At 75.1% G+C, this 26,353-nt stretch carries 22 protein-coding genes; 12 read left to right on the top strand and 10 right to left on the bottom strand.

Going from position 1 to position 26,353, the window contains the following annotated elements; genetic code table 11:
• Nucleotides 1-101 precede the first annotated feature (101 nt).
• The 4 genes from ACFV4P_RS28280 (at nt 102) to ACFV4P_RS28265 (ending at nt 3,599) form a co-directional block, all read left to right on the top strand.
• On the top strand, nt 102-1,157 hold the full coding sequence (locus tag ACFV4P_RS28280; protein WP_380475788.1) for an ABC transporter substrate-binding protein: 1,056 nt from the start codon (nt 102-104) through the stop codon (nt 1,155-1,157).
• Nucleotides 1,157-2,209, top strand: a complete 1,053-nt coding sequence (locus tag ACFV4P_RS28275) for a FecCD family ABC transporter permease (RefSeq protein ID WP_380475785.1) — start codon at nt 1,157-1,159, stop codon at nt 2,207-2,209. Before ACFV4P_RS28280 ends, ACFV4P_RS28275 begins: the two co-directional genes overlap by 1 nt.
• Nucleotides 2,206-2,982: an ABC transporter ATP-binding protein gene (locus ACFV4P_RS28270; RefSeq protein ID WP_380475782.1), complete on the top strand. Its 777-nt coding sequence runs from the start codon at nt 2,206-2,208 to the stop codon at nt 2,980-2,982. Before ACFV4P_RS28275 ends, ACFV4P_RS28270 begins: the two co-directional genes overlap by 4 nt.
• A gap of 128 nt (nt 2,983-3,110) precedes the next feature.
• Entirely contained in the window at nt 3,111-3,599 is a 489-nt protein-coding gene (locus tag ACFV4P_RS28265; protein ID WP_380475779.1) for a DUF2231 domain-containing protein, read from the top strand.
• Nucleotides 3,600-3,606: 7 nt separating this feature from the next.
• On the opposite strand, the gene ACFV4P_RS28260 is transcribed toward ACFV4P_RS28265, so the two are convergent.
• From ACFV4P_RS28260 to ACFV4P_RS28240, 5 genes are read right to left on the bottom strand one after another with little or no spacing between them, the layout of a single operon-like run.
• A complete protein-coding gene (locus ACFV4P_RS28260; protein ID WP_380475776.1) occupies nt 3,607-4,608 on the bottom strand; it encodes an ABC transporter ATP-binding protein in 1,002 nt (333 codons plus the stop codon).
• Complete coding sequence (locus ACFV4P_RS28255) at nt 4,605-5,627, bottom strand: ABC transporter ATP-binding protein (RefSeq protein WP_380475773.1); 1,023 nt, start codon at nt 5,625-5,627, stop codon at nt 4,605-4,607. The genes ACFV4P_RS28260 and ACFV4P_RS28255 overlap by 4 nt, the downstream gene beginning before the upstream one ends.
• The gene (locus ACFV4P_RS28250) at nt 5,624-6,484 is read right to left on the bottom strand and encodes an ABC transporter permease (RefSeq protein WP_380475771.1); all 861 of its coding nucleotides are present in this window, start codon (nt 6,482-6,484) and stop codon (nt 5,624-5,626) included. Before ACFV4P_RS28250 ends, ACFV4P_RS28255 begins: the two co-directional genes overlap by 4 nt.
• On the bottom strand, nt 6,471-7,430 hold the full coding sequence (locus ACFV4P_RS28245; RefSeq protein ID WP_380475768.1) for an ABC transporter permease: 960 nt from the start codon (nt 7,428-7,430) through the stop codon (nt 6,471-6,473). Before ACFV4P_RS28245 ends, ACFV4P_RS28250 begins: the two co-directional genes overlap by 14 nt.
• Nucleotides 7,427-8,974 carry an ABC transporter substrate-binding protein gene (locus ACFV4P_RS28240; protein WP_380475766.1) on the bottom strand — a complete coding sequence of 516 codons (1,548 nt, stop codon included), beginning with the start codon at nt 8,972-8,974 and terminating at the stop codon, nt 7,427-7,429. Before ACFV4P_RS28240 ends, ACFV4P_RS28245 begins: the two co-directional genes overlap by 4 nt.
• A gap of 257 nt (nt 8,975-9,231) precedes the next feature.
• Here ACFV4P_RS28240 and ACFV4P_RS28235 point away from each other — a divergent pair, with 257 nt between their 5' ends.
• Nucleotides 9,232-9,858 (top strand): TetR family transcriptional regulator, encoded by a 627-nt coding sequence (locus tag ACFV4P_RS28235; protein ID WP_380475763.1) that lies wholly within the window; start codon nt 9,232-9,234, stop codon nt 9,856-9,858.
• Nucleotides 9,859-9,860: 2 nt separating this feature from the next.
• Here the strand turns inward: ACFV4P_RS28235 and ACFV4P_RS28230 are convergent, their stop codons facing one another.
• Complete coding sequence (locus ACFV4P_RS28230; RefSeq protein WP_380475761.1) at nt 9,861-10,676, bottom strand: GntR family transcriptional regulator; 816 nt, start codon at nt 10,674-10,676, stop codon at nt 9,861-9,863.
• Between the two features lie 213 nt (nt 10,677-10,889).
• Here ACFV4P_RS28230 and ACFV4P_RS28225 point away from each other — a divergent pair, with 213 nt between their 5' ends.
• Together ACFV4P_RS28225 and ACFV4P_RS28220 are read left to right on the top strand one after the other, a co-directional pair.
• On the top strand, nt 10,890-11,636 hold the full coding sequence (locus ACFV4P_RS28225; protein WP_380475759.1) for a tyrosine-protein phosphatase: 747 nt from the start codon (nt 10,890-10,892) through the stop codon (nt 11,634-11,636).
• Nucleotides 11,636-13,426: a glycoside hydrolase family 3 protein gene (locus tag ACFV4P_RS28220; RefSeq protein WP_380475757.1), complete on the top strand. Its 1,791-nt coding sequence runs from the start codon at nt 11,636-11,638 to the stop codon at nt 13,424-13,426. The genes ACFV4P_RS28225 and ACFV4P_RS28220 overlap by 1 nt, the downstream gene beginning before the upstream one ends.
• 153 nt (nt 13,427-13,579) lie before the next feature.
• Here the strand turns inward: ACFV4P_RS28220 and ACFV4P_RS28215 are convergent, their stop codons facing one another.
• The 3 genes from ACFV4P_RS28215 to ACFV4P_RS28205 are packed head-to-tail and all read right to left on the bottom strand — an operon-like array spanning nt 13,580 to nt 16,568.
• Complete coding sequence (locus ACFV4P_RS28215; protein ID WP_380475755.1) at nt 13,580-14,785, bottom strand: alpha/beta hydrolase family protein; 1,206 nt, start codon at nt 14,783-14,785, stop codon at nt 13,580-13,582.
• Nucleotides 14,786-14,823: 38 nt separating this feature from the next.
• Nucleotides 14,824-15,660, bottom strand: coding sequence for an ABC transporter permease (locus tag ACFV4P_RS28210; RefSeq protein WP_380475753.1), 837 nt, complete (start codon nt 15,658-15,660; stop codon nt 14,824-14,826).
• A complete protein-coding gene (locus tag ACFV4P_RS28205; RefSeq protein WP_380475751.1) occupies nt 15,657-16,568 on the bottom strand; it encodes an ABC transporter ATP-binding protein in 912 nt (303 codons plus the stop codon). Before ACFV4P_RS28205 ends, ACFV4P_RS28210 begins: the two co-directional genes overlap by 4 nt.
• 135 nt (nt 16,569-16,703) lie before the next feature.
• On the opposite strand from ACFV4P_RS28205, the gene ACFV4P_RS28200 reads away from it, so the two are divergent.
• Both ACFV4P_RS28200 and ACFV4P_RS28195 read left to right on the top strand, forming a co-directional pair.
• Complete coding sequence (locus ACFV4P_RS28200; protein ID WP_380475749.1) at nt 16,704-17,927, top strand: sensor histidine kinase; 1,224 nt, start codon at nt 16,704-16,706, stop codon at nt 17,925-17,927.
• Nucleotides 17,924-18,577 carry a response regulator gene (locus ACFV4P_RS28195; protein ID WP_380475747.1) on the top strand — a complete coding sequence of 218 codons (654 nt, stop codon included), beginning with the start codon at nt 17,924-17,926 and terminating at the stop codon, nt 18,575-18,577. The genes ACFV4P_RS28200 and ACFV4P_RS28195 overlap by 4 nt, the downstream gene beginning before the upstream one ends.
• Nucleotides 18,578-19,159: 582 nt before the next feature.
• On the opposite strand, the gene ACFV4P_RS28190 is transcribed toward ACFV4P_RS28195, so the two are convergent.
• Nucleotides 19,160-19,573 (bottom strand): hypothetical protein, encoded by a 414-nt coding sequence (locus ACFV4P_RS28190; RefSeq protein WP_380475745.1) that lies wholly within the window; start codon nt 19,571-19,573, stop codon nt 19,160-19,162.
• A 203-nt stretch (nt 19,574-19,776) separates the two neighbouring features.
• Here ACFV4P_RS28190 and ACFV4P_RS28185 point away from each other — a divergent pair, with 203 nt between their 5' ends.
• From ACFV4P_RS28185 to ACFV4P_RS28175, 3 genes are all read left to right on the top strand, one after another.
• Nucleotides 19,777-20,349, top strand: a complete 573-nt coding sequence (locus ACFV4P_RS28185; protein ID WP_380475743.1) for a DUF4232 domain-containing protein — start codon at nt 19,777-19,779, stop codon at nt 20,347-20,349.
• Nucleotides 20,350-20,477: 128 nt separating this feature from the next.
• Nucleotides 20,478-21,332, top strand: coding sequence for a DUF4132 domain-containing protein (locus ACFV4P_RS28180; RefSeq protein ID WP_380475741.1), 855 nt, complete (start codon nt 20,478-20,480; stop codon nt 21,330-21,332).
• Nucleotides 21,329-26,347, top strand: coding sequence for a hypothetical protein (locus ACFV4P_RS28175; protein ID WP_380475739.1), 5,019 nt, complete (start codon nt 21,329-21,331; stop codon nt 26,345-26,347). The genes ACFV4P_RS28180 and ACFV4P_RS28175 overlap by 4 nt, the downstream gene beginning before the upstream one ends.
• The last annotated feature ends 6 nt before the right edge of the window (nt 26,348-26,353 follow it).

The following is a 26,353-nucleotide window of genomic DNA, read 5'->3' as shown; positions in this document are numbered from 1 at the left end:
CCCAGGTGCGTGCGGCGGGCCGTCGGGCGAGTGACGTGGGCCCGGTCACCGGTGAACCCCACCTCCCCACCACCCGTGTCGAGATTCAGGAGAGTTGGCCCATGCGAACACGCGTCCTGTGCGGTCTGGCCGCCGGCGTGTCCCTGTTGGTGTCCGGTTGTGCGAGCGGCGGCGACGGGCCCGGGGGGTCGGTGGCGGCGGTGACGACGGCCGGGTTCCCGGTGAAGGTGATGGACTGTCAGCGGCGGGCGACGAGCTTCGACGCCGCGCCCGGGCGGATCGTCACCAGCAACGCGGCGGCGTTGGAGATGCTGCTCGAACTGGGGGCAGGCGATCGGGTGATCGGGACCGGATTCCCGCCCGGGGCAGGGCAGTTGCCCGCCGAGGTGGCCGAGCGGGGAACGGCGATACCGGTGCTCGGGGAGACCGTGATCGCCAAGGAGAAGCTGCTCGGGTCCGGCGCGGACCTGTACATCGACAGTTTCGCCGCCATGGCCGGGGCGGGCGGCACCGGCGGGCCGCCGAGCGAGCAGGAGTTCGCCGCCGCCGGCATCAAGCACATGTACCTGCTGTCCACCGCCTGCGCGAAGAACGAGCAGACCGACCTCGCCGAGGTCCAGCAGGACATCAAGCGCCTCGGCGCCGTCACCGGCACCCTCCCCGCCGCCGACCGGCTGGTCGCCGCCATGGACAGCAAGCTCGCCGAGGTCGCCGTCGGGCTCGGCCGGCTGCCCGAGGCGCAGCGGCCCGGCTACTTCTTCTTCGACTACGACGCCGGCGCCAAGCAGCCGACCGCCGTCTGCCGCAAGCAGATCGCCAACGCGATCATCGCCCTCGCCGGGGCGCGCAACGTCTTCGCCGACTGCGACGCCGACTTCAAGCAGGTCGGCTGGGAGGACGTGATCGCCAGGAACCCGGACTGGATCCAGCTCGGCGTCCGCAGCCGGGGCAGCGCGGACGCCGACCGCAAGGCGTTCGACGAGGCCGAGCAGTTCCTGCGCACCAACCCGGCGACCCGGAACCTCGCCGCCGTCCAGCAGGGCCGGTTCGTGCGGATCGGCTCCGAGGCGACCACCACCGCCGGCGTCCGCAACGCCGACACCGTGCAGCAGATCGCCCGCACCGTCCACCCGGAGCTGGTCGGGGGCGGTCGGTGATGGCGGTCCTGACGGGCGGAGGCATACGAACCCGCCGTACCCGGGCGGGAGTTCTGACGGCGGCGCTGCTGCTCGCGTTGGGGGTCGCGCTCACCCTCGCGGTCTGCCTCGGCAGCGTCGACGTCCCGGCCCGCGAGGTGTGGAGCATCGTCGGCCGCCACCTGACGGGCGGCGGGGCGGGGAGCACCCATGACCTGATCGTCTGGCAGCTGCGCGTCCCGCGCGCCCTGCTCGCCGCGCTGGTCGGGGCCGGACTCGGGCTGGTCGGCACCGCCGTCCAGGCGCTGGTGCGCAACCCGCTGGCCGACCCGTACCTGCTCGGCGTCTCCTCGGGGGCCTCGCTCGGCGCGCTCGGGGCGATCGTGCTGGGCATCGGCGTCGGCGGGGCGCTCGGGCTGACCGTCTCCGCGGCGGCGTTCGGCGGGGCGCTGGGGTCGTTCGCGCTGGTGTGGCTGGTCGCCCGGCGCGGCGGCGGGTTCTCCCCGCTGCGGCTGGTGCTGTCGGGCATCGCCGTCGGCCAGTTCCTCGGCGGGCTGTGCAGCTACCTGGTGCTGCAGACCGGCGACGAACAGCAGACCCGCGGCGTGCTGTTCTGGCTGATGGGCAGCCTCGGCGGCGCGACCTGGAGCCAACTCGCCGTCCCGGCCGCCGCGGTGGCGCTCGGCGGGATCGCCCTCCAGGCCCGCGCCCGGGCGCTGAACGCGCTCGTCCTCGGCGACGAGACCGCCGCCGGACTCGGCCTCGACCCTGACCGGCTGCGACGCGAACTCTTCGTCGCCACCAGCCTGTTGACGGGCGTGCTGGTCGCCGTGTCGGGGGCGATCGGCTTCGTCGGCCTGCTGGTGCCGCACCTGTGCCGGCTGCTCGTCGGCGGCGACCACCGGCGGCTGCTGCCGCTGTCCGCGCTCACCGGCGCCGTGCTGCTGACCGCCGTCGACACCGTCGCCCGCACCGCGCTCGACGCCCAGGAGGTGCCGATCGGCGTGGTCACCGCGCTGCTCGGCGCGCCCGTCCTGCTGTTCCTGCTCGACCGACGCCAGGAGAACCGGTGAGACTCGCCCTCGACGATCTGCACGTCGCCCTCGCCGGACGGGACGTGGTGGCGGGCGTCCACCTGGTCGCCGAGGCCGGGGAGATCGCCGGCCTGATCGGGCCCAACGGCAGCGGCAAGTCCACCCTGCTGCGCGCCGTCTACCGGCACCTCGCGCCGAAGGCCGGCCGGGTCCTGCTCGACGACCGCGACCTGACCGCCCTGCCGCGCGCCGCGGCCGCCCGCCACCTCGCGGCGCTGCCCCAGGAGCGCGGCGAGGCCTTCGAGTTGACGGTCCGTCAGATGGTGGCGCTGGGGCGGATTCCGCACCAGCGGGCGTTCGCCGCCGACAGCGCCGAGGACCGGGCGCAGACCGCCGCAGCCCTCGACCGGGTGGGCATGGCCGGGCACGCCGGGCGTCGCTTCGCGGAACTCTCCGGCGGCGAGCGCCAACGCGTCCTGCTGGCCCGGGCGCTCGCCCAGCAGCCCGACGTCCTGGTGCTGGACGAACCCACCAACCACCTCGACATCCGCCACCAGGTCGAACTGCTCGCCCTGCTGCGCGCCCAACGCGCCACCACCCTGGTCGCGCTGCACGACCTGAACGCCGCCGCGTCCGTCTGCGACCGCCTGCACGTGCTGGCCGGCGGCGTCCTGGTCGCCTCCGGGCCGCCGCGCGAGGTGCTCACCCCGGAGCTGCTCGCCGAGGTGTTCGGCGTGCGGGCCGCCGTCACGGCGCACCCGCTCACCGGCGATCCGCTGATCGCCTTCGACCACCGGGCGCCGGCGGCGTGAACGCCGGGCCGTTCAAGGGGAACTGACGTTCATGGGGAACTGAGAGGTTGGGCTGCCACTATGGTGCGCGCCCGGCGGCCTCCCGCTCGGGAGGCTGCCGGGCCCGCCGGCCGGAAGGAGCTGCACCGGTGAACACGATCAACGGCCTGCCCACGCACATACTGCTGGTTCATCTGGTGGTGGTGTTCGTCCCGCTGACCGCACTCGCGCTGATCGTGTGCGCGCTCAGCCCGGCCGTCGCCCGCCGCGCGGGCCTGCTGCTGCCGGTGCTCGCCTTCGTCACCCTGGCCACCGTTCCGCTGACCAGCCACTTCGGCGAATGGCTCGAAGGCAAGGTCGGGTCCGACGAGCTGGTGCGCCGGCACGCCGAACTCGGCGACGGCCTGCTGCCCTGGGCGGGCGGACTGTTCCTGCTCGCCGTCGCTGTCTGGTGGTCCGCCCGCACCGCCAACACCCGCCGGATCTCCACCGCCGTACGGATCGGCGCCGGCGTGCTGTGCGCCGCGGTCGCCGTCGGCGCGGTCGTCGACGTGTACCGGATCGGCGACTCCGGGGCGAAGGCCGCCTGGCAGGACGCCCTGACCGGCGGCAGCACCGAGGGCGGCGACGGGCACTGAGCCGGGCTCAGGCGGCGTCCGGCCGGACCGGGAGCAGTGGCCGGTGGCAGGCGACGGTGCGGCCCGGGCCGACCGGGCGGGCGGCGGGCGGCTCGGCGGCGCAGCGCTCGTCGGCCAGCGGGCAGCGGGTGCGGAACCGGCAGCCCGACGGCGGGTCGAGCGGCGAGGGCGGGTCGGCCGGAAGCAGGCCGGTGTCGCCCAGCGGGCGGCCCGGTTCGGGCACCGCGGCCAGCAGCGCGGCCGTGTACGGGTGCGCGGGCGCGGCCAGCACCGCCTCCGTGGGGCCGCGTTCGCACAGCCGGCCGAGCTGGAGCACCGCGATGTCGTCGCTCACGGCCCGCACCACGCCCAGGTCGTGGGTGATGAACAGGCTCGCCAGGCCGCGTTCCTCGGTCAGCCGGCGCAGCAGGTTGAGCACGGTGGCCTGGGCGGAGACGTCGAGCGCGGAGACCGCCTCGTCGGCGATCAGCACCCGCGGCTCGGCGGCCAGTGCGCGGGCGACGGCCACCCGTTGGGCCTGTCCGCCGGAGAGCTGGTCGGGCCTGCGGTCGCCGAACAGCTCCGGGGCCAGTCCGACGGCGGTCAACTGCTCGTCGACGACGGCGCGTCGGTCGCGTCCGCGCAGCAGGCCCGGGTGGGCGTCGAGGGGTTCGGCGACCAGGCCGCGGACGGTGCGGCGCGGGTTGAGCGAGGACATCGGGTCCTGCGGCACCATCTGCAACCTTGGCCGCATCGACCGGAGTCGACGGGTCGTCAGGGACGCCAGGTCGGTTCCGTCCAGGGTGACGGCGCCGGCCGTGGGCGCGGGCAGCCGCAGCAGGGCCTTGGCGATGCTGCTCTTCCCGGAGCCGGACTCGCCGACCAGGGCCAGGGTGCGCCGCTCGTGCAGGACCAGGTCGATGCCGCTGACGGCGTGCAGCGGGCCGGAGCGGGTGCGGTGGACGACCTCCAGGCCGGTCGCCCGCAGGACGGCGGGGGAGGGGGCGGTCTCGACGGGCGTGGCGCTCACGGGGTGCGCTCCAGGGAGGTCGGCGAGGCCGGGGCGGCCTCGGCGGTGAGCGGGAAGTGGCAGGACGCGGTGTGCGCCGGCCCGGCGGCACGGACGGGCGGGGCGACGGTGGCGCAGACGGACCCGGCGCGGTCGCAGCGCGGCGCGAACGGGCAGCCGGCGACGGGCCGGGACAGGTCCGGGGGCGAGCCGGGAATGGCCGGCAGCTCCCGGCGCAGCGGGCCGGTGACGCGGGGCACCGAGCGCAGCAGCGCGGCCGTGTAGGGGTGGGCGGGGCGCTCGGTGACCTCCTCGGTGGGGCCGGTCTCGACCACCCGGCCGCCGTACATGACGGCGATCCGGCGGGCCCGCCCGTACAGCAGGCCGATGTCGTGGGTGATCAGCAGGGTGGCCAGGCCGCGGGTGGCGCGGTGACGGTCCAACAGGTCGAGCACGGTCCGTTGGACGGTGACGTCCAGGGCGGTGGTGGGCTCGTCGGCGAGCAGCAGAACGGGGTCGCCGGCCAGCGCGGCGGCGATGCCGACCCGCTGGCGCAGGCCGCCGGAGAGCTCGTGCGGATAGCCGCGGGCCCGGCGGGCCGGGTCGGGGACGTCGACGGCGGCGAGCAGTGCGGCGGCGGTGCGCAGGCGTTCGCGACGCGGCATCCGGCGGCGGTTGGTGAGGGACTCGGTGACCTGGTCGGCGATCCGCACCACCGGGTTGAGCGAGGTCATCGGGTCCTGGTGGACCATGGCGATGCCGGTGCCGAGCAGTTCGGCGCGGCGGGCGGGGGCGGCGGTGAGCAGGTCCTCGCCGTTCAGCAGCACCTGCCCGGTGGACTCGGCGCGGACGGTGCGGGCGTGCACGCCGAGCACCGTCCGGGCGAGCACGGACTTGCCGGAGCCGGACTCGCCGACCACGCCGAGGCACTCCCCGGCGTCGATGTGCAGGTCGACGTCGTGCAGGATGTGCAGCCGCCGGCCGTCGGGCGGGTGGATCGCCGTGTTCAAGGAGCGGACGTCCAGGACCGGGGTGGTCATCGGTTCACCGTTGCCTTCCGGGAGGGCGAACGCAGGTGCTCGCCGAGGTAGTTGAGGGCGAGGACGGTCAGGCACAGCACGGCGGCCGGGGCCAGCGAGATCCACGGCGCGCTGCCCAGGGTGGTGCGGCCCTCGGCGATGATCCCGCCCCAGGACGGCTGCGGCGGGCGCAGCCCGAAGCCGAGGAAGCTGAGCGAGCCCTCGGCGACGATGGCGACGGTGGTCGCGGTGAACGCGAAGGTCAGCGCGGCGGGCGCGACGTGCGGCACCACCTCGCGGCGCAGGATCCGCAGCGGCGCGGTGCCGATCATCCGGGCGGCCTGCACGAAGCCTCGCTCGCCGAGCGCCAGGACCACGGCCCGCACCACCCGGGTGAACGCCGGGACGGTGAACAGGCCGATCAGGGCGCCGATCACGGTCAGGCTCGGGCCGCGCAGCGACACCGCGATCATCACCAGGATCAGCGTGGGCACGGACATCAGCAGATCGGTGGCGAACCCGATGGCCTTGTCCACCGGGCCGCGGAACCAGCCCGCGGCCAGGCCCAGCACCCCGCCCCCCAGCAGGCCGACCGCGACGGTCAGTCCGGCGACGGCGAACGAGGCGCGGGCCCCGGCGACGGTGCGTTGCAGCACGTCCCGCCCGCCGGCGTCGGTGCCCAGCCAGTGCCCGGGCCCGGGCGGCGCGGACGGCGCGGAGAAGTCGCCGTGCAGCGGGTCGAACCCGGGCAGCAGCGGCAGCAGCAGCGCCGCGAGCAGCACGACGGCCAGCCAGGCGACCGCGGCGAGCACACCCGCCGGCGGGCGGCGGCGGGCGGTGCGCGCCGGGCGGGCGGCGGTGGTCTCAACGGTGGCCATGGGCGATCCTCGGGTCGAGCGTGCGGTACAGCAGGTCCACCGTGAGCGTGGCGAGCACCACGCCGACGGCGCTGACCACCATCACCGCCTGGATGACGGGGAAGTCGCGGCCGTTGATGGCGCCGGAGGCGAGTGTGCCGACCCCCGGCACCGCGAACAGCGACTCCACCAGGACCGAGCCGCCCAGCGAGGTGCCGATCCCGATCCCGATCAGGGTGACCAGCGGCAGCGAGGAGGGCCGCAGGGCCCGGCGCAGCAGCAGCCGCGCGGCGCCCATGCCGCGGCTGCGGGCGGCGGCGACGTGGGTCTGGTCGAGGGTGTCCAGCAGTTGCCCGCGCAGGGTGCGGGTGAACACGGCGGCCTCCGGCAGGCCCAGGGTGAGCGCGGGCAGCAGCAGGTGGCGCAGGTTCTCCACCGGGTCCTCGGTGAACGGCACCCAGCCGGTGGCGGGCAGCAGCCGCAGCTGCACGGCGGTGAGCCAGATCAGCAGCAGGCCGAGCACGAAACCGGGCACCGCCAGCCAGAGGAACGCCCCGGCGGTGGCGATCCGGTCGACCACGCCGCCCGGCCGCCACGCCGACACCAGCGCGACCGGCACCGCGACGGCAAGCGCCACCAGCTGGGCGGCGACGAACAGTTCGAGCGTGACGGGGATGCGGTTCGCGAGCTCGGTGGTGACGGCCGCGCCGTTGGCGAGCGAGTGCCCGAGGTCGCCGTGCAGCGCCGCGCCGATCCAGTCGAAGGTGGCGGCCAGCACGTTGCGGTCCAGGCCGAGCCCGGCCTCGAACGCGGTGATCTGCTCCGGCGTCGCGGTGGGCCCGAGCGCGGCGACGGCCGGCGAGCCGGGCATCAGGTGGGGCAGGGCGAGCGCGGTGACGGCGACCAGCAGCAGTACGGCCGCCGCCCGTCCGGCCCGCGCGGCGAAGCCGAGGAAGGGCGACGTCACCGCTTCACCCACAGGGCGGCCGGGGAGAGGCTGACGACGCTGCGCTTCGACAGGTCGGGCAGGCCGCCGACCTTCGCGGAGGCGGCGAAGCCGGCCTGGTTCTCGGTGAGGAACAGCATCGGGGCCTCCTCGACGATCACCTTGGACGCCTCGTTGTAGGCGGCGGTCCGCCCGGCCGGGTCCAGAGCGGCGCGGCCTTCGGCGATCGCCCGGTCGACCGCCGGGTTGCGCCAGCCGGTGAAGTTGTACGGCGCGTCGGACGGGAAGAGGCTGTTGAGCGCGGTGTCGGTGTCGCCGAACATGCTGGTGACGAAGTCCATCACCTGGAACTGGCGTTGCATCAGGGCGGTCCCGCTGGCCGCCGGGTCCAGCGGCTTGATGGTCATGGTGATGCCGGCCTCGCCGAGCATCTGCTGGATCACGGTGGCCCGCTGCCGGCCCTCGGGGCGGCTGTCGGACAGGAACTCGAACGACAGGTCCGGGTGGCCGGCCTCGGCGAGCAGGGCGCGGGCCTTGGCGACGTCCCGGGCCGGGTAGGCGCTCGCGGCGCGGTACGCGGAGGCCGAGCCGATCGGGCCGTCGGAGACCCTGCCCTGCCCCAGGTAGGCGATCTTCTCCACGCTGTCGCGGTCGATCGCGTACTGCACGGCCTGCCGCACCCGCGGGTCGTCGAACGGCGCGACCTTCGTGTTGAACAGGATCGTCGAGGTGGAGCTGGGGCCGGTGGCGGTGCGCAGCCCGTCCCCGGCGGCCTGCTTGAGCTGCGCGGGCGTCTCCACCCAGGCCACGTCCGCGTCGCCGGAACGCAGCGACTGGTACCGGGTGTCGGAGTCCGGCAGCACCCGGTAGACCACCTTGTCGGCATGCGCCCTGGCGCCCCAGTACGAGGGGTTGCGGGTGACGGTCACCGACACGCCGGGCTGCACGCTCTCCACCGTGTACGGGCCGGAGCCGATCGCCGGGGCGTCGCCGACCGGGGCCTCGGAGACGTAGCCGAGCGAGCGGGTGAACAGCGCGGGGAAGGCGGCGTTCGGCGACTTCAGGGTGAAGGCGACCTCGGTGGGGCCGTTCACCGCCATCGCGCCGATGGTCGCGGCGTCCACCGCGCAGCCGCACTTGGCCTCCGGCTTGGCCAGCCGCGTCACGTGGTCGACCACGGCCTGCCCGTTCAGCGGCTTGCCGTCGCTGAACGTCACGCCCTCGCGCAGCGTCAGCGTCCAGACAGTGGCGTCGGAGTCGGGCGTGAACGACGTGGCCAGGTAGGGCTTCACGACGCCGTTGTCGTCGTTGACCATCAGCGGGTCGTACAGCGCGTTGGCCAGGATCATGACGGGCATCTGGGTCAGCGTGCCGTCCGCCGGGTCGAGCCTGGCGAACGGCCGGTCCAGGCCGACCTTGAGGGTGCCGCCGTCCACCGCCGGCCCGTCGCCGCCCCGGTCCGCGACGCCCGACACGGCGTCGTCGGACGCCGAGCACGCGCTCGCGCCGAGTGCGACGACGGTGGCGAAGACCGCCGCCGAAAGAGCCTGCCTGTGCCGCTTCATGGGGGTTCCTCGGGTTCCTCGGAAGGGGGGAAGGACCGCCGGTCGTGGGGCCGGCGGGGCGGTGCCGCAGCGCCGCGACAGCCACACTCCAGAAGTGGCAGTACTGCCAAAAGGCAGAAGTGCAAATTCCACATGGCCAGTTGACGACGGTTCGGAACGTGCCTTGAGCCGCCCCTGCCACGCGTGGTTCTGTACACCCGACGACAACCAGGACGCCCGGCGGCGAACACCGGGCGGCGACCAGGAGCAGGAGACGCATGCAGCCGCAGGGGGATGCAGCCGGCGCCACGGCGGAGACCGGTCTGCGCGACCGCAAGAAGGCGCGCACCCGCCAGGCGATCCGCGCCGCCGGGCTCGACCTGTACGAGGAGCAGGGCTTCGAACGCACCACCGTCGACCAGATCTGCCGCCGCGCGGACATCGCCCACCGCACGTTCTTCCGGTACTACGCCAGCAAGGAATCCCTGCTGTTCGGCGTGGACTTCGGCGAGCGCATCCTCGACGAGTTCGCCGCCGCGCCCGCCGAACTCGACCTCTGGGACGCCCTCCTGCACGCGGTGTCCCGCACCGACGGCACGCTGGAGGAACCCACCGAGCACACCGTCCGCCGACGCGCCCTGCGCCGGCGGTTCATGGGCATCCGCACCGTGCACGACCACGCCGTGCAACTGCTCGACAAGCTGGTCCAGCGCACCGTGGAGACCGCCGCCGCCCGGCTCGGCGCCGACCTCGACCAGGACCTGCGGCCGCACGCGCTCGGCGCGGTGCTCGGCGCGATGACCCGCCGTCGCGTCCTGCACGGGGTCGAGGAGGACGTGCCGATGGACGCCTGGTGGGAGGCCTTCCGCCGGCTGATGCCGCCGCCGGGCGACCCGCGGCGGTGACCTCAGCGGCGGGCGTCGCGCCCGGCGTCGTGCCCGGCGTCGTACTCGGCGTCGTGCTCGCGGTAGCGCAGGACGAAGCGGGCGCTGCGGCCGTCGATCCGCCGCCGTACGTACAGCGCCGCCGTGCCCTCCGGCGTGCAGCTGACGCCCTCGCGGACCAGCAGCGGCGCGCCGACCGGGACGCCGAGCAGCTCGGCGTCCGCCAGGTCCGCGCCGATCGCGCCGAACGCCCGCCAGTCGTACTCCAGTTGGATGCCGCCGGCCCGGGCCAGGTCCTGCACCAGGTTGCCGGCCCGGCCCGGGCGCACCAGCTCGGCGGGCAGCGGCCCGAACGCCACCCAGTAGCTGCTCACCGCGCCCGCCCGCCCGTCCAGCCGGGTCACGGTGTCCACCCGGAACAGCGCCGCGAGCGGTCGGCCCAGCTGCCGCGCCGCCTCCCGGTCCTCCGCCGAACCCGTCACCTTCGGTGCGGCCACCACGAACTCCCCGGCGGCGCCCGGCTGTTCGCCGTCACCGGGCAGGGCCAGGCTGGTGCTGCCGACATCGACGCGCCGGCTGCGCGGATCCACGTCGATCGACACCCGCACGGCGGGCCCGCGCACGAAGGTGCCCACCCCGCGCCGGATCTCCACCGCCGCCGCCCGCTCCAGCTCCGCCACGGCCTGGCGGACCGTCAGCCGGTTCACCCCGAACTCGGCGCTCAACTCCGGCTCGCTGGGCAGCCGGGCGCCCGCCGGGTACGTCCCGGAGTCGATGCGCTCCTGGAGCCGATGCGCGAGCGTGCGGTACAGCGGCGTGCCGCTTCGGTCTGCTGCCACGTCGCAGATCCTACGGAGCGCCGACCCGGCGGCGGGCGTTGGCCGGACGTTCACCCGGCCGCCGCTTGCGCGGAGGCCGCCGCAGCAGGTAGACATCTAGACATCTAGATGTCGTGTTCGAGCGTGCGGCCTCCCGCACCCCCCGACATCCCGCCCGGACCGCCCCCGCGTCCGGCCCCTTCGCACCGCGCACCACCTCCGAGAGGACCCCGCATGTCCCTGGTCAACTTCCGCGACCCGGCGGCCCAGGCCGACCCCGCGACCGCCCGGCTGCGCCCCGGCGTCCTGTACCGCTCCGCCCAGCCGTTCCCCGCCGCCGACGCCGCCACCGTCGAGCAGCTGCGCACCGCCGGCATCCGCACCGTCGTCGACCTGCGCGGCGACTCCGAACGCACCCCCGAGGACTGGACGGCCGTCACGGCCGCCGGCATCGACGTCGTCGAGGCCTCGATCGACCCCACCTCGCCCGAACTCGAAGCGCGGATGGCCACCATGACCACCGCCGCCGACCTCGGCGCCTTCTACGTGTCGATGGCCGAGGGCGCGCCCGCCGGGGTCGCCGCCGCCGTCCTGGCCGCCACCCGCCCCGGCGGCGTGCTGCTGCACTGCGCCGCCGGCAAGGACCGCACCGGCTTCGTCACCGCGCTGCTGCTCGACCTGCTCGGCGTGCCCGCCGACCGCATCGTCGAGGACTACGCCCGCACCGGCGACGCCCTTGAGCAGATCTGGGCCGGACTCGCCGAGCGCCACCGCGAAGCCCTCAACGACGTCGAGCGCGGCACGCTGACCGTGCCCGCCCCGCTGCTGGAGGCCCCCGCGGGCGCGATGGCCGCCTTCCTCGACGCCGTCCACGCCCGGTACGGCGACGCCCGCGGCTTCCTGCTGGAGCTCGGCACCGCCCCCGAGACCCTGGACGCCTTCCTCGCCAAGGTCGCTCCCGCCGCCGGGGCGGTGCTCTGATGCCGACCGCGTACCTGCGCCACACGGACGGCACGCCGTTCCGCGACCTCAACCACAACGGCACCATGGAGCCCTACGAGGACCCGCGGCTGCCCGTCGAGGAACGCGTCGAGGACCTGCTCGGCCGGATGACGCTCCCCGAGAAGGCCGCCCTGATGTGCCACGGCCGGATGGTCACCGGCTCCGACCCGCGGATGCCGATCCCGCTGCCCACCGGGGCCGAACTGATCGCCTCCCGCGGCGTCACCCACTTCGCGATGATGGCCGTGCCCGACCCCCGCGCGATGGCCGAGTGGAACAACCACGTCCAGGACCTCGCCGCGGCCTCCCGGCTCGGCATCCCCGTCACCCTGTCCTCCGACCCCCGGCACGGCTTCGCGTCCAACCCCGCCACCGCACACGCCGGCGGCGGCTTCAGCGCCGGACCCGAGCCGATCGGCCTGGCCGCCACCGACGACGAGGCGCTGGTCGAGGAGTACGCCCGGCTGATCGGCCGCGAGCTGCGCGCCGTCGGCATCCGGGTCGCCATCCACCCGATGGCCGACCTCGCCACCGAGCCGCGCTGGGCCCGGATCAGCGGCACCTTCGGCGAGGACCCGCAGCGCGCCGCCCGGATGATCACCGCCTACATCCGCGGCCTGCAGGGCGACACGCTCGGCAGGGACAGCGTCGCCTGCATGACCAAGCACTTCCCGGGCGGCGGCCCGCAGCACCGGGGCGAGGACTCGCACTTCGCCGCCGGCCGCCGACTGGTCTACCCCGGCGGCGCCTTCGAACAGCACCTGATCCCGTTCGAGGCGGCGTTCGCGGCCGGCACCGCGCAGATCATGCCCGCCTACGCGATCCCCTCCGGCAGCGGACTCGCCGAGGTCGGCGCGAACTTCAACCGGGACGTCATCACCGGCCTGCTGCGCGAGAAGTACGGCTTCGACGGCGTGATCTGCACCGACTTCAACGCGATCACCGGCATGGAGGTCCCCGGCCTCGCCACCCTCCCGCCGCGCCACTGGGGCGTGGAGGAACTCTCCGTCGCCGAACAGGTGGTGCTGACCGTCGACGCCGGGGCCGACCAGCTCGGCGGCGAGACCGACCCCGAACTGGTCCTCGCCGCCGTCCGCTCCGGCGCCGTGGCCGAGGAACGCATCGACGCCTCCGCGCGCCGCATCCTGCGCGACAAGTTCCGCCTCGGCCTGTTCGACGACCCGTACGTCGACCCCGACGCCGCCGCGGCGCTGGTCGGCACGCCCGAGGGCCGCGAGCTGGGCCGCACCGTCCAGCGGCGTGCGCTGGTGCAGGTCGCCGGGCAGCCGGTGGCCGGACGGCGGCTGTACGTGGAGGGCGTCGACCCGGCCGTCGCCGCCCGCTACGGCACCGTCGTGTCGCGCCCCGAGGACGCCGACGCCGCCGTGGTCCGCCTCCAGGCGCCCTACGAGCAGCGCGAAGGCATGCTGGAGCGGTACTTCCACAGCGGCTCGCTGGACTTCCCGCCGGACGAGGTGCGGCGGCTGCGCGCGCTGGCGGACACCGTGCCCACCGCGTTCGCCGTGTACCTGGACCGGCCCGCCGTGCTCACCCCGCTCGCCGAGCGGGCCGCGCTGCTGATCGGCGACTTCGGCGCCGAGCACGACGTGCTGCTCGACGCGGCCCTGGGCCGGGCCGGAATGCCGGGCATCCTGCCCTTCGACCTGCCCTCGTCGACGGCCGCCGTGGAAGCCGCCCGCGAGGACGTGCCGTTCGACACCGCCGACCCGCTGTACCGCTGCGGCCACCCGCACGCGACCCGGCCCTGAGCCCGCCCGCCCGGCGGCCGGCCGGGGCTCCGGCGGCCGGGCGCGCGGGACACGCCGCAGGGCGGCGCCGCGCCCTGTCCGGCGCGGTGCCGCCCGCAGCGCGACCCGCCCTTCGTCACCGCCCCCGGCCGCCGTCCGGAGCGGCGTCCCGGGTCAGGGCAGGTAGGCGACTTCGGGGAAGCGCGGCGAGGGGCCGTCGAGCAGCGGCGCGGCGCGGTGGCGCAGGTGGAGGTCGAAGAAGGCGAGCGGGTAGGCCTGCTGGATCAGCAGGGCACGGGCCGGGTCGATGGTGCCCACCATGCGGTGGATCTGCTCCTCGGTCAGGCCCAGCATCCGGCCGGCCTGCGGGATCAGCGTCATGTTGTCGCCGTACGAGGAGTGGACGGCGCCCGCCGCGCGCAGTTCCAGGCGGCTGCCGCGCAGGTGGGACCAGAACTCGGCGACGTACGGGTCGGTGGCGCGCGGGAAGTCGGCGGTCATCATCATGAACGGCCGGTCCAGGTCGGCGGTGATGCTGGGGTGCCCGAAGCCGGGCTGCATCGGCCCGTCCAGGGCCAGACCGGCCCGTACCCGGCGGTCGGCCAGCATGGTGCAGGCGGTGGCCGTGCCGCCCTTCGACCAGCCGAACATGCCGATCCGCGAGGTGTCGAGGGCCGCGCCCAGCCCGTCCGGGAGCGGGCGGCGCTCGGCGTCCGGGTTGCGGCCGGCGGCGAGCTGCTCCACGCAGTCCAGGACGAAGCGCAGGTCCACGGAGTAGTCCAGCGCGTACATCGGCCCCGGGCTGTCGGCCGGGGTGATCACCCGCCCGTCGGGCAGTTCGCTGAAACAGTTGCCGAGATGGTCCACCGTCACCACCGCGTAGCCGTGGCTGGCGAGTTCCTGCACCATCACGGTGTGGTCGGCGCGGTGGCTGCCCGAGCCGTGCGAGTACACCACGACGGGCAGGCCGTGGCCGGTGCGGTGCACGGGCGCGCCGATGCGGCCGGCGGTGAGCGGGACCAGCGCCGGGTCGAGCGGGAAGCCGGTGTCCGTCAGGAACGCCCGCATCGTGCCGTCGGGCAGCCACGGGGCGAGCGGCAGGCCATGGGCGGCCCGGGCCGGGTACCAGACGCTCGCCATCAGCTCGCGGTGCGGGTTCATGCCCGCGATGGGGTTCGGGCGGTTCGGATCGACCAGGTGCAGGGCCACCGTGCCGACCGGGAACGGGCCGGTGGGGGCGGGCAGGGTGAGCCGCCCGGGGGAGGACGGGGTGTCCGCCCGGGCGGGCAGGGCGGTGGCGGGCAGGGCGGTGGCGAGCGGTGCGGCGGCGCCGAGGGCCAGGGCGGTGCCCAGCAGACGGCGGCGGGTCATCCCGGTCATGGGAGCTCCTTGGTAAGTCCGGTAGGGGAAAAGGGAGTTCACTGGTCGCGGCCGGGCACGGCGGTCATCACCAGCAGGACGGCGACGGCCGCCCAGACCAGGTAGACCGCCCAGGCCCCGCCGACGGAGGACGGGAAGGGCTGGCCGGTGATCTCCCCGACCAGACCCAGTCGGGCCCAGGCGTTGAACGGCTGCGCGTGGGCGACGACCGCGCCCAGGTGGGTGGTGTCGCGGACGAACATCGGGATCAGGAAGAGCAGCCCGAACAGCGCGACCATCGCCGTGACGCTGTGCCGGATCACCGCACCCACCGCCAGACCCACCAGCGCGCCCAGCGGCGCCAGCAGCGCGGACGCCGCCACCAGCCGCAGCGCGCCCGGATCGCCGATCGACACGCCGCCGTACCGGCCGGCCAGCATCGCCTCGTCCAGCCAGAACGACACGGACGCCACCAGCACGCCGAACCCGGTCGCCACGGCCGTGACCAGCAGCACCTTCGCGGCCAGCACCTCCCGGCGGGCCGGCGCCGCCGCGAAGGTGGTCCGCAGCAGGCCGGTGGTCTGCTCGCTGAGGATCGCGATCGCGCCCAGCGAGCCCATCAGCAGCAGCACCAGCGTCCCGCAGGGCCGGGTGAACGCGTCGTGCAGCGCCCCGAACTCGGCGTAGTACTGCTGCTGTTGGGCCGTCCAGGAGCCGAACTCGGCCCGCGAGAGGCGCGCGCCGTTGGCGTTCAGGCCGACCAGGGTCAGCCCGGCGGCCAGCAGGAACCACGGGATCGACCGCAGCGACCGGAGCTTGATCCACTCGGCGGCCACCAGGTCGGTGAACCTGGCCTGCGGCGCGTCCGCGGGGCGAAGGTCTGTCAGGGTGCTCATGCGGATGCTCCTGCCGCGTACTCGACGCTGCTGCCGGTCAGTTCCATGAAGGCCTGCTCCAACGTGCCCGTCCGGGTGGTCAGTTCGTGGATCAGCAGGCCCCGGTCGAGGGCGGTCCGGGCGATCGCCGCCGCGTCCGGGCCGGTCACCGTCAGCAGGCCGTCCGGCGCCTGCGCGACCCGCGCGCCCCCGGCGGTCAGCGCGGCCACCAGCTCCGCCGGGTCGGTCGTGCGGACCTGCACGCTCCGCTGCGACCCGCGCGCCGCGAACTCCGCCACCGTCTCGTCCGCGAGCAACTCGCCGCGCCCGACCACGATCAGCCGGTCCGCGGTGTGCTCCATCTCCGTCATCAGGTGGCTGCTGACGAACACGGTGCGGCCCTCGGCGGCCAGCCGCCGGAACAGGCCCCGGACGAACAGCACGCCCTCCGGGTCCAGCCCGTTCAACGGCTCGTCGAAGATCAGCACCGGCGGGTCGCCCAACAGCGCACCCGCGATGCCCAGCCGCTGCCGCATGCCCAGCGAGAAGCCGCCGATCCGCCGGTCCGCCGCCGCCGACAGGCCCACCTCGCGCAGCACCTCCGCCACCCGGCCCGCCGGGAGCGCGTTGCTGCGGGCGAGGAAACGCAACTGGTCGCGGGCCGTCCGGCCGCCGTGCACGTCACCGGCGTCCAGCAGTGCCCCCACCTGCCGCAGCGCCCGCCGCAGACCCCGGCAGTCCCGGCCGGCGACGGTCGCCGAACCGGACGTCGGGGCGTGCAGCCCGAGGATCATCCGCAGGGTGGTGCTCTTGCCCGCACCGTTCGGGCCGAGAAAACCGGTGACATGGCCCGAACGGACCGTGAAGGACAGGTCGTTGACGGCGATGACGCGGCCGTAGCGCTTGGTGAGACGGTTGACTTCGATCACGGGGACAACGGTGCCGGGCAGCGACGCCCGCCCGCAGTCGCCGACGGACAACAATCGCGGTGACGGACGATCAACTCCGGGATGTCATCCGGGGAGGACTGCGCCGCCCCGGCGGTGATCGCTACGCTCGGGAGCATGAATCTCACCCGGGTGCCTCCCAAGGTCCTCTCCCGCGTGGCACCCGGCACCTGGATGGTGCTGCTCTGGCTCGCCGTCACCGCGTACACCGTCTTCGAGCAGAGCCACACCCGCGACGGCATCTCCGTTCTCACCCTCAGCACCGGCAACCAGATCGACGAAGTGATCGCCGTCCTGGCCGTGATCGCCGCCGGACGCCGCCGCCGACGCCCGCTCACCGCGCTCTGCCTGCTGCTGCTCGGCACCGTCGCGTCGGTGATGGCGATGGCCGTCGCGGACATCCCGCTGCTCCAGTACCTCGTCGTCGACGTCGCGATCTGCTACCTCGCCGCCACCCGGCCCACCCGCACCTCCGTCGCCGCCGGCGCGCTCGCCCTCGGCACCCTGCTCGGCTACTCCGGCCTGCGCGCCCTGAGCGGCATGGACGACTACGGCAGCACCACCCTCACCGCCGCGCTCACCACCGCCATCGCCTGGCTGATCGGACACGCCGTCCACCAGAGCCACACCCACGCCGAGACGCTCCGCACGCAAGCCACCGAACAGGCCATCACCACCGAACGCCTGCGCATCGCCCGCGAGTTGCACGACATGGTGGCGCACAACATCAGCATCGTGGCCATGCAGGCCGGCGCCGCCCGCCGGGTCTTCGACACCCAACCCGAACGGGCCCGCGCCGCCCTCGGCGAGGTCGAGACCGCCGGCCGCGAGACCCTCGCCGGGCTGCGCCGCCTGCTCGGCGCGCTGCGCGACGCCGACACCCCCGATGCCGCCGAACAGGTCGCCCCCGCACCGGGGTTGGACGACCTGGACCGCCTCGCCGCGACCACCGCCGCCGCCGGCGTCCGGGTCGCCGTGCACCGCTCCGGCGAGCGCCGCGCGCTGCCGCCCGAGATCGAGCTCTCCGCCTACCGGATCGTGCAGGAGGCCGTCACCAACGTGGTGCGGCACGCCAAGGTGCGGGCCTGCCGGGTGGTGATCGAGTACGGGTCGGCGGAGCTGGCGGTGAGTGTGGTCAACGCCGGTGGCGGAGGCGGAAGTTCGGGCAGTGGCGGCGGGCCCGGGTACGGCCTGGTCGGCATGCGCGAGCGGACCGTCCTGCTGCACGGCGAGTTCACCGCCGGGCCGACGCCCGACGGCGGGTTCCGGGTGGTCGCGAGACTGCCGCTCCCCGTCACCGCACGCGAAGACCTCCTCCCGTCCCTGGAGCTCACCCGATGACCGCCGTCCGCGTCCTGCTCGTCGACGACCAGCCGCTGGTCCGCGCCTCCCTCGACATGATCATCACCGACGCCCCGGACCTCACCGTCGTCGGCGAGGCCGGCACCGGCGCCGACGCCGTCCGCCTCGCCGCCGAACTGCGGCCCGACATCGTGCTGATGGACATCCGGATGCCCGGCATGGACGGCATCGAGGCCACCCGCCACGTCACCGCCGCCGAGGACGCCCCCCAGGTACTCGTGCTCACCACCTTCGACCAGGACGAACACGTCTACGGCGCGCTCCAGGCCGGCGCCTCCGGATTCCTGGTCAAGGACATGGAGTTGGACGACATCCTCGCCGCCATCCGGGTCGTCGCCGCCGGAAACGCCCTGATCGCCCCGACCGTCACCCGCCGTCTGATCGCCCACTTCGCCCGGGGGCCCGTCGCCGCCGCCGCCCCGCCCGCGGAACTCCCCCACCTCACCGGCCGCGAACGCGAGATCCTCACCCTGGTCGGCCTCGGCCGCTCCAACACCGAGATCGCCGAGGAACTCCACCTCACCACCGCCACCGCGAAGACCTACATCTCCCGCCTGCTGACCAAGCTGGACGCCCGCGACCGGGTCCAACTCGTCATCACGGCCTACGAATCGGGCCTGGTCGGCTGAAGCGCAGCGCTTCGGCCGGCGGACGACGGTGGCCCGGGCGGTGGGGGGTGGGCGGTGGGCGGCGGTCGGCTGAAGCGCTGCGCTTCGGCTGGGGGGCGATGAGTTGTCGGGGCGGCGGGGGGCTGAAGCGCTGCGCTTCGGCCAGGGGTGACGGTTGCCGGGGCGGCGGGGGCCGCAGGGCGGGTCGCGGCGGCGGATGGCGGGTGGCCGCGATCGGGTCCAACTCGTGGTCACTGCCTACGATTTGGGTCTGGTCGGCCGTTGAAGCGCTGCGCTCCGGTCGGGGACGACGGTTGCCCGGGCGGCGGGGGCTGAAGCGTTGCGCTTCGGTCGGGGGTGGCGGTTGTCGGGGTGGTGGGGGGTCGCGGGGCGGGTCGGGGTGGCGGATGGTGGGTGGCCGCGATCGGGTCCGACTCGTGGTCACTGCTTACGATTTGGGTCTGGTCGGCCGTTGAAGCGCTGCGCTTCGGCCGGGGTGGCGACGCGGAGGGTTGTGAGGGCGGCGGCGAGGCTGTTCGGGTCAGCGCAGGCGTGGGCACCGGGGGAGGACCTGGGGGCCACCGCCGTGCTGCTGCGGGAGGGTCAGCCGGGGACGGCGGAGAGGTCCAGTCGCTCCAGGTGGTCGAGGCAGTGGGCGATCTCGGCGGCCAGCGCTCCGGCGCTCGGCGGGAACTCCTCGGGGCCGACGGCCAGCAGCTCGGCGACGTCGCCCGCCTCGTTCTGGACGGAGACCTCGGCCAGCAGGTCCGTGCCGGCGGCGCCGAACCTGATGTGCAGCTGGAACACCACGGCGAGGCCGCCGTCCAGTTCGAGGACCCAACCGTCGGCGTAGGAGGCCTCGTCCGGGTCGTCCGCATACTGCCACACCGGCCCCAGCGACTGCCGCCCGCGCCCCGGGAGGCGCTCCTCCCAGCCGCGCACCAGCGCCTTCAGCCGGAAATGCGCGTCCCGGAGGGCCACCGCCAGTGCGACGGCGCCCCGCCCCGTGTCATCCATCACGTTCCGCTCCCTGCCCGGCGCCGCCCGACGGACGAAGATCGTCGGCGGTCGCAGGGGGCCACAGTAGACCCCGCCCGAACGGGCGTGCCCGTCGAACGTCCATCGGGCTCGGAGATCGTGCGGCCCGGCCGGGCGCGACCGGCCGAACGAACCGCACCGACCCCGCCCGCGGGGCCGCAGAACCATGAGCGAGAACCAGCATGCGCACCCGTCAACTCACCGCCGCCGTAGGCCTGGTGGCCGCCCTCGGCCTCACCCTGACCGCCTGCGGCGACGACGTCGACGGCTCCGGCGACGCCGGCGCGGCGAAGGCCCCCGCCCCGGCCGCCACCGCGTCGAACGCCGGACAGCAGGCGCCGAACCCCCCGGCGAGCAGCCCCTCCGGCACGCCGGAGAGCCCCAAGGCCGCCACCCCTCAGGCCGCCAACTCCCAGGCCGGCGGCAGCCGCACGTGCACGGCCGCCGACCTGAAGGCCGCCCTCGGCCCCGGCAGCGGCGCGCAGACGCCCGACGCGCAGGGCGTCGAGCAGATCGAACCGACCAACCGGTCGAAGTCGGCGTGCACCATGAAGGGCTACCCGGGCCTCGACCTGGTCGGCGACAAGGGCACCTGGAGCCTGCCCCGCTACCAGGCCGCGCAGGGCGAACTCGTCACCCTCCAGCCCGGCGGCAAGGCCTACGTCGTCGTCGACTGGAGCGGCGCCAACCCGCAGGATCAGAGCGGTGCCACCCACCCCGGCACCTACGTCCGCCCGGTGGCCGCCAAGCTCTGACCGAACCGCCGTCAGAACGGCGCCCCGAGTGCGGCGGGGAGCCCGCCCCGGACCCCCGGACGATCACCTGTCGGTGGTGCCCGTTACGTTCGTCCCAGCTCGAAAACAGCAGCTGGGAGGGCTTTGACGTGGCATGGCTGGCAGCGGGTGACTATCAGGTCGCCCTGGAACCGGACGGGAAGGTCGCGTGTCGCAACGCGGCCGGGCGCCGGTTGAAAACCGTCCCGTCGAAGCTCAAGGACGACCCCGCCGTCGTCGGGCTGCGCCAACTCGCCGAGTGGCTCGCCGCGCACGAACGCCAGTGCCTGGCCACCGCGGAGCGGTGGATGGTCCGCTCGCTCCCGGTGCCCGCCGCCGTGATCGCCGCCGTGTGGGCCGACGAGACCTGGCGCGCGGTGCTGCGCGACCTCGTGGTGACGGGCGCCGACGGCTCCGTCGCCGGATTCCTGCGCGACGCCGACCCGCAGCGCGGCCTCGGCGTCGTCGACCTCGACGGCGACACCGTCCGCCTGACCGACGCCGAGATCCGCATCCCGCACCCGGTGCTGCTCGAAGACCTCGACGAGCTGCGGGAGTTCGCCGCCGAACTGGGCGTCGCCCAGCAGCTCCAGCAGCTGCACCGCGAGGTCTGGCACCGGCCCGCCGACCTCGAACCGGCCGCCACCCAGGTCGACACCTACGCCGGCGGCCGCTACGAGGAACTGCGCGAACTCGTCGGCCGCTGCGCCCGACTCGGTTACCGCGTCCGCGGCGGGTACACGACCGTGCCGCTGGTGGACGGCGGCCGCACCCTGGAGGCCCGGGTCTGGGTCGGCGACTACTACGACTACGACGAGTGCGAGACCGGCGGGCTCGGCTGGGCGGGCACCGAGGGGCGGCCGGTGCCGCTCACCGAGGTCGGCCCGGTCGCCTGGTCCGAAGGCATGAGGATGGCCGCCGCGCTGTACGCGGGCCGCACGCTCGAAGAGGAGGCGTCGGCATGACGCAGCAGCACCACGACCACGACCACCTGCTCGACGCGGGCGCCGTCCTGCCCGTCGGCACCGTCACCGCCGCCGACGGCCTCGACAGCACCGCCGACACGCTGACCGCCCGCAGCTACCGCCACCCCGGCCTGGACGGCCGCACCGTCGTCCGCCTGGTGCCCGCCGCCCTCGGCCCGGCCGAGGACCTCGCCGTCGAATTCCTCGGCCTGACACCCGCCGCCGAACCCGTCGAGGTCGGCCAGGTCCGCCAGGAGGCACTCGGCTTCCCCGCCTGGGCGCTGGTCAACGACCCCGCCAACGGGCACCACGCGCTCGCCGTGGTCAAGGAGATGGAACGCCTCGCCCGCCAGGTCAAGTCCAAGCCCGGCAACGCCAAGGACGGCTTCGACGAACTCGCCGTCCGGCTCGGCCGCGCCGTCCCGCACTTCCTGCCCACCTACTGCGAACAGGTCGGCCGGATCTTCCTCGAACAGGGCAACCAGACCTACGCCGGCACGTACTTCGGCAAGGCCCGCGAAGCCGAACGCACCCACAGCCTCGCCATCGACGAGGAACGGCTGCGCGCCGTCTTCCTGGAGTTCGCGCTCGGCGGCGCACTGACCGTCAAATCGCTGCGCCAGTACGTCAAGGACCTCGCCGGACGACTCGACGCCGCCACCGCCTGGCAGCGCTTCCGCCAGCTGTGCGCCGAACGCTCCGGCGCCGGCATGGCCCCCTACGCGGGGATCGCCGAGGACGCCCGGCAGCTGATCCGCGCCGCCGGCCTCGACCGCGGCGAACAGGAACAGCTGCTGCTCGCCGAACTGCTGACCTCGCCCGCCGTCGGACGGGCCCCCGCCGCCGTGTGGAAGTCCTGGCACGGCGCGCTGGTCGAGCTCGCCCGCCGCGACGACACCGTCCGGGCCCGCCTGCTGGAGATCCTGCCGACCCCGTCCGGCGCCAAGGACGACGCCGCCGTCGACCGTGACTGGCTGGCGCTGCTCCACGAGACCGGCGCCGAGCGGCTCCTGACGGACCCGCAGACCACCGGCGCCGAACCCGCCGCCCGCTGGCTCCGGCGCTGGACCGCCCACCTCGACCGCGGCTGGCGCTCCCGCCCCGCCTGCGCGGACACCGTCGAACTCGCCGCCCGGATGGTCGAACGGCTGCGCACCGAGGCCGTCCCGGTCGAGCTCACCCCGACCCACCCGACGGCGCTCAACCTGCTCGACCTGCTGCTCGCCGAGAACGTGCCGGTCGCCGACCCCGAGGAGATCCGGAACATCGACCTCGGCGACTGGCTGGAGCACGGCGGCCCCGGCCGCCGCGACCTCGCGGCCGTCGCCGCCGACCCGCGCTTCCGCACCGCCCTGCGGAACGCCGTCCCCGCCCTCCTGCGCACCTCGAACGGACGCCGCCTCGGCCCGCAGCTCGCCGACTACCCGGCGCTCCAGGCCCTGCTGGTCGAATGGGCCGACCTGCGGGCCGACGAACTGCTGTCCGCCACCGGCCTGTCCGGCGCGTCCGCGCTGCTCGCCGACCTCGTCGCCGTGCGCCCCGCCGTCATCGAGGCCAACCCGGCCGCCGCCGCCCGGATCGCCGGACTCGACGTCGCCGCCCTGCTCGGACACACCCTCCGGGCCGGCATCCTCGACGAACTCGGCTGGCCCGCCCTCGACGAGGCGCTGCGCCGCCTCGGCTACGAGGACGAGGCGACCGGCCGCGTCCCCGGCCGGATCAACCGCAGCGACCTGCAGGTCGAGGACGCCTGGCCGAACCTGATCCTGGCCCGCCACAACAAGGCCGTCGTGGTCGGCCCCGACGGCATCCTGCTCGAACACGACCTGCGCTCGCCCGCCGACCTGTCCCGCTGGCACAGCCCCCGGCTGCGCTTCGTCGACGGCGAACTCCTGGTCGCCTGGCGGGATTCCGACGGCCTCCGCGCCTACTGGTCCGGCCGCCCCGGGCAGACCTTCGTGCCCGGCGGCGAACCCCTCGACATCGGCTACTACGGCCCCCACAACATCGGCTGGACCTCGCTGCCGCTGCCCGGCGGCGGCCGCGCCACCGGCGGCCGCGTCCTGCACGCCGGCGACACCGTGCTGCCCGCCGAACGCCCCGTGATGAGCGACGGCGTCGGCCACTGGACGTACCGCCGCGGCGCCCTCGTCGAGTACGACCCGCCGACCGGCGCCCTCGGCCGGGCCTCCGCACCGCCGCTGTTCAGCAAGGACGGCGACACCTCCGGCGCCCTCCAGCCGCTCCAGTCCCGGCTGCTGCCGATGCAGCCCGGCCTGGAACACACCCCGCTCGGCACCGACGGCGCGCTGCTCGGCGGCTGGGTCCGCACCGGCGCCGACCGGGCGACCCACCACGGCGTCGACGGCCGCCTGGTCACCGTACCCGTCGGCCACCGCCACCCCGCCGGCCGGCTCGACCTGCCCGGCGGCGCCGCCCTGACGCTGACGGCCGCCGACCGCAGCGTCGCCCTCGGCCCCGCCGACGGCGCCCACCGCACCGGCGACCGGCTCGCCGACCTCACCACCTCCCACCCCGGCCAACTGCACGCCGCCGGCACCGCCCTCGTCCCGCCGCTCGACCACTGGCACGCGCTGCGCCCCCGCGACGAGGCCGGCTCGCGACTGCTGCGCACCGTCACCGACGCCCAGGCCGCCCAACTCCTCGACGCCGCCTGGCCGGTGGACGCCAAGGACGTCGAACGCACGGGCCGCCCCGAGCTGCTGACGATCCAGGGCGCCGTCCGGCAGGTCGCCGGCACCTCGGCGAGCCACGCCGTTCCGGTCGCGGCCGTCGCCGAGCTGCTGCCCGGCCTCACCGACCCGCTGCTGCGGGCCGGCGTCGCCGGACTCGCCCGGATCGCCACCGACACCGCGACCCGCGCCGCCCGCTTCGCACCGCTCCCGCAGCCCGAGACCGAGCCCGAAGCCGCCGAGGTCGACGCCCCGGCCGCCCCCGGCCGGCCCGAGCACGGCCAGGACGACGTGCTGTTCGAGGCAGTCCGCGGTGTCTTCGGCCACCTGGACGGCTTCGGCCGGACCTGGGACCGCACGCCCGGCGAGTGGCACGTGCTCACCCACCTGCGGGCCGTCACCGAGGCACTGGCCGCCCCGCCGCAGAGCCGGCCCGACGGCTGGACGGTCGACCCCGTCCGGCTCGACCTGCCCGGCAGCCGGGCCCACAACTTCGGCTACCACGGCTGGGCCCACCTGCTCGGCCGCACCGCCCCGATGGCCGTGGCCGCCGCCACCCCCGCCACCGGCGAACCGGCCCGCGCCGCGCTCACCCTGCTGCTCACCGAACTCACCCGGGGCTGGCTCGCCGACCGCGGCCCGACGCTCCGTCAGTTCACCCTCGTCGAGGACAACAGCAACGACCGCTTCGAGGACCGGGCCGGCCAGGTGCTGCGCAACGGCGACCGCACCGTGGTGATCCTCGCCTGCCGCAACACCGGGCAGCACCTGCACTGGGCGGCGATCGAACACGACCCGGCCGGCGAGTTCGGCGCCGTCGCCGAGTTCACCGTCACCGACGAGCGGCGCGTCCACGACGACCTGACGGCCGACTGGATCGCCCGCTTCACCGAAGGCCTCGCCCAGCACGGCCCGATCGCCTGGCAGCCCGAGCAGGTCACCGCGTTCGACGCGGCCATCGGCATCGGCCGGGCCCGCGCCACCCTGGTGCTCGCCGCGCCGCCCAGCCTGTTCTCCTGGGTGGGCGACCCCACCGCCGAGCAACTCGCCCAGTACGACCTGAAGTCCGCCCAGGTCAACGCCGCCACCACCTGGCTGCGCACCGTCGACCGCACCCAGTGGGACGCCGTCATGGCCGCCCTGCTCCCCGCCGACCCCGCCCAGCTCTGGACCACCGGCCTCGCCGCCGACACCGCCGCCGCCCGCTGGCTCGAACTCCGCGGACGACTGCGAACCCTCCCCGACGAGGACCAGACCGCCGTCAACGGGACGACCGTCTTCGCCGTCGAAGCCGTCCTCAACCCGGCCACCACCGGCTGGATCGCCCGCACCACCACCCAGCGCGTCCGCCCGACCGAACACGGCCCCGAACTGCTGCCCGACGACCCGGGCGCCGTCCCCGGCGGCGGGCAGCTCGCCGGCGCGGTCGGCGCGCTCCGCTGGCTGGCGTACCGCCTGCCGCACGGGTCCGAGCTGCGCCCCGTGCTGCCCGAGGCGCTGGCCGCGATCCGCGCCCGGCTCGCCGACCCGAACCTGCTGCTCGACCTCAACCGGTACTCCACCGTCCGCGCCCGGACGCTCCCCGCCGTGCTGCGCGACCACTTCGGCCTGCCCGAACAGGACGCCGCAACGGAGGAGCCGACCGCCTGCGGAGAGGCGATCGTGCTCGCCCCCGGCCGCCGCGGCGAGACCGCGTACCTGCGGCCCGCCGCGCTCACCGGCGCCGACGACCCGCTGCTCGACCTGCTCGCCGGCCTGGTCGGCGCGCACGACGTCGCGAGCGGAGTGACCGCACTGCGCGCCCTGCTCGGCGACGACCTCACCCGGCTCACCGCCCACGGCTGCGCCGCCGACGAACCCGCCGGCTGGCCGCAGGACCCGCAGCGCAGCGCCCCCGCCCTGGTCGCCGAGGCCGCCGGCGAACTCGGACTCGGCGAGGACGCCGCCACCCTCTACCTGCAACTGCTCGCGCTGCCCGACCCCACCGACCGCAACATCGCCCGCTGGAACGGCTGGAAGCCCACCCGCTTCAAGCGCGCCCGCGCCGAACTCGCCGCCGCCGGCGCACTGGTGCTGGAGGCCAAGCGGTCCCGGGCCGGCCGCGGCCTGTTCCTGCCCGGCGGCTGGCAGGAGGCCAAGACGCCCGGCCTGCCCGTCGAGGTCTGGAAGGCCGGCCTGTACGAGATCCCGTCCGGGCACGCGATCCTGCCGCACCTCCCCGCACCCGAACTGTTCGCCCGCGCCTGGCAGCGGCTCGCCGACGGCGACCGGCCCGGCTACGAACAGCTCACCACCGACACCCGCCGGCGAGGCCGCCGATGAGCACGC

Origin of the sequence: Kitasatospora sp. NPDC059795 (assembly GCF_042732175.1) — a bacterium.
Classification (GTDB): Bacteria; Actinomycetota; Actinomycetes; order Streptomycetales; family Streptomycetaceae; genus Kitasatospora.
The sequence above is the reverse complement of the archived record's forward strand: the minus strand, read 5'-3'. Positions and strand labels throughout refer to the sequence as shown.

Bases quoted from the DNA above. Each gene is read 5' to 3' on its own strand.
- ACFV4P_RS28280 (WP_380475788.1), top strand. From the start codon at position 102: ATGCGAACACGCGTCCTGTGCGGTCTGGCCGCCGGCGTGTCCCTGTTG.
- ACFV4P_RS28275 (WP_380475785.1), top strand. From the start codon at position 1,157: ATGGCGGTCCTGACGGGCGGAGGCATACGAACCCGCCGTACCCGGGCG.
- ACFV4P_RS28255 (WP_380475773.1), bottom strand. From the start codon at position 5,627: ATGACCACCCCGGTCCTGGACGTCCGCTCCTTGAACACGGCGATCCAC.
- ACFV4P_RS28250 (WP_380475771.1), bottom strand. From the start codon at position 6,484: ATGGCCACCGTTGAGACCACCGCCGCCCGCCCGGCGCGCACCGCCCGC.
- ACFV4P_RS28240 (WP_380475766.1), bottom strand. From the start codon at position 8,974: ATGAAGCGGCACAGGCAGGCTCTTTCGGCGGCGGTCTTCGCCACCGTC.
- ACFV4P_RS28235 (WP_380475763.1), top strand. From the start codon at position 9,232: ATGCAGCCGCAGGGGGATGCAGCCGGCGCCACGGCGGAGACCGGTCTG.
- ACFV4P_RS28225 (WP_380475759.1), top strand. From the start codon at position 10,890: ATGTCCCTGGTCAACTTCCGCGACCCGGCGGCCCAGGCCGACCCCGCG.
- ACFV4P_RS28220 (WP_380475757.1), top strand. From the start codon at position 11,636: ATGCCGACCGCGTACCTGCGCCACACGGACGGCACGCCGTTCCGCGAC.
- ACFV4P_RS28215 (WP_380475755.1), bottom strand. From the start codon at position 14,785: ATGACCGGGATGACCCGCCGCCGTCTGCTGGGCACCGCCCTGGCCCTC.
- ACFV4P_RS28210 (WP_380475753.1), bottom strand. From the start codon at position 15,660: ATGAGCACCCTGACAGACCTTCGCCCCGCGGACGCGCCGCAGGCCAGG.
- ACFV4P_RS28200 (WP_380475749.1), top strand. From the start codon at position 16,704: ATGAATCTCACCCGGGTGCCTCCCAAGGTCCTCTCCCGCGTGGCACCC.
- ACFV4P_RS28195 (WP_380475747.1), top strand. From the start codon at position 17,924: ATGACCGCCGTCCGCGTCCTGCTCGTCGACGACCAGCCGCTGGTCCGC.
- ACFV4P_RS28190 (WP_380475745.1), bottom strand. From the start codon at position 19,573: ATGGATGACACGGGGCGGGGCGCCGTCGCACTGGCGGTGGCCCTCCGG.
- ACFV4P_RS28185 (WP_380475743.1), top strand. From the start codon at position 19,777: ATGCGCACCCGTCAACTCACCGCCGCCGTAGGCCTGGTGGCCGCCCTC.
- ACFV4P_RS28175 (WP_380475739.1), top strand. From the start codon at position 21,329: ATGACGCAGCAGCACCACGACCACGACCACCTGCTCGACGCGGGCGCC.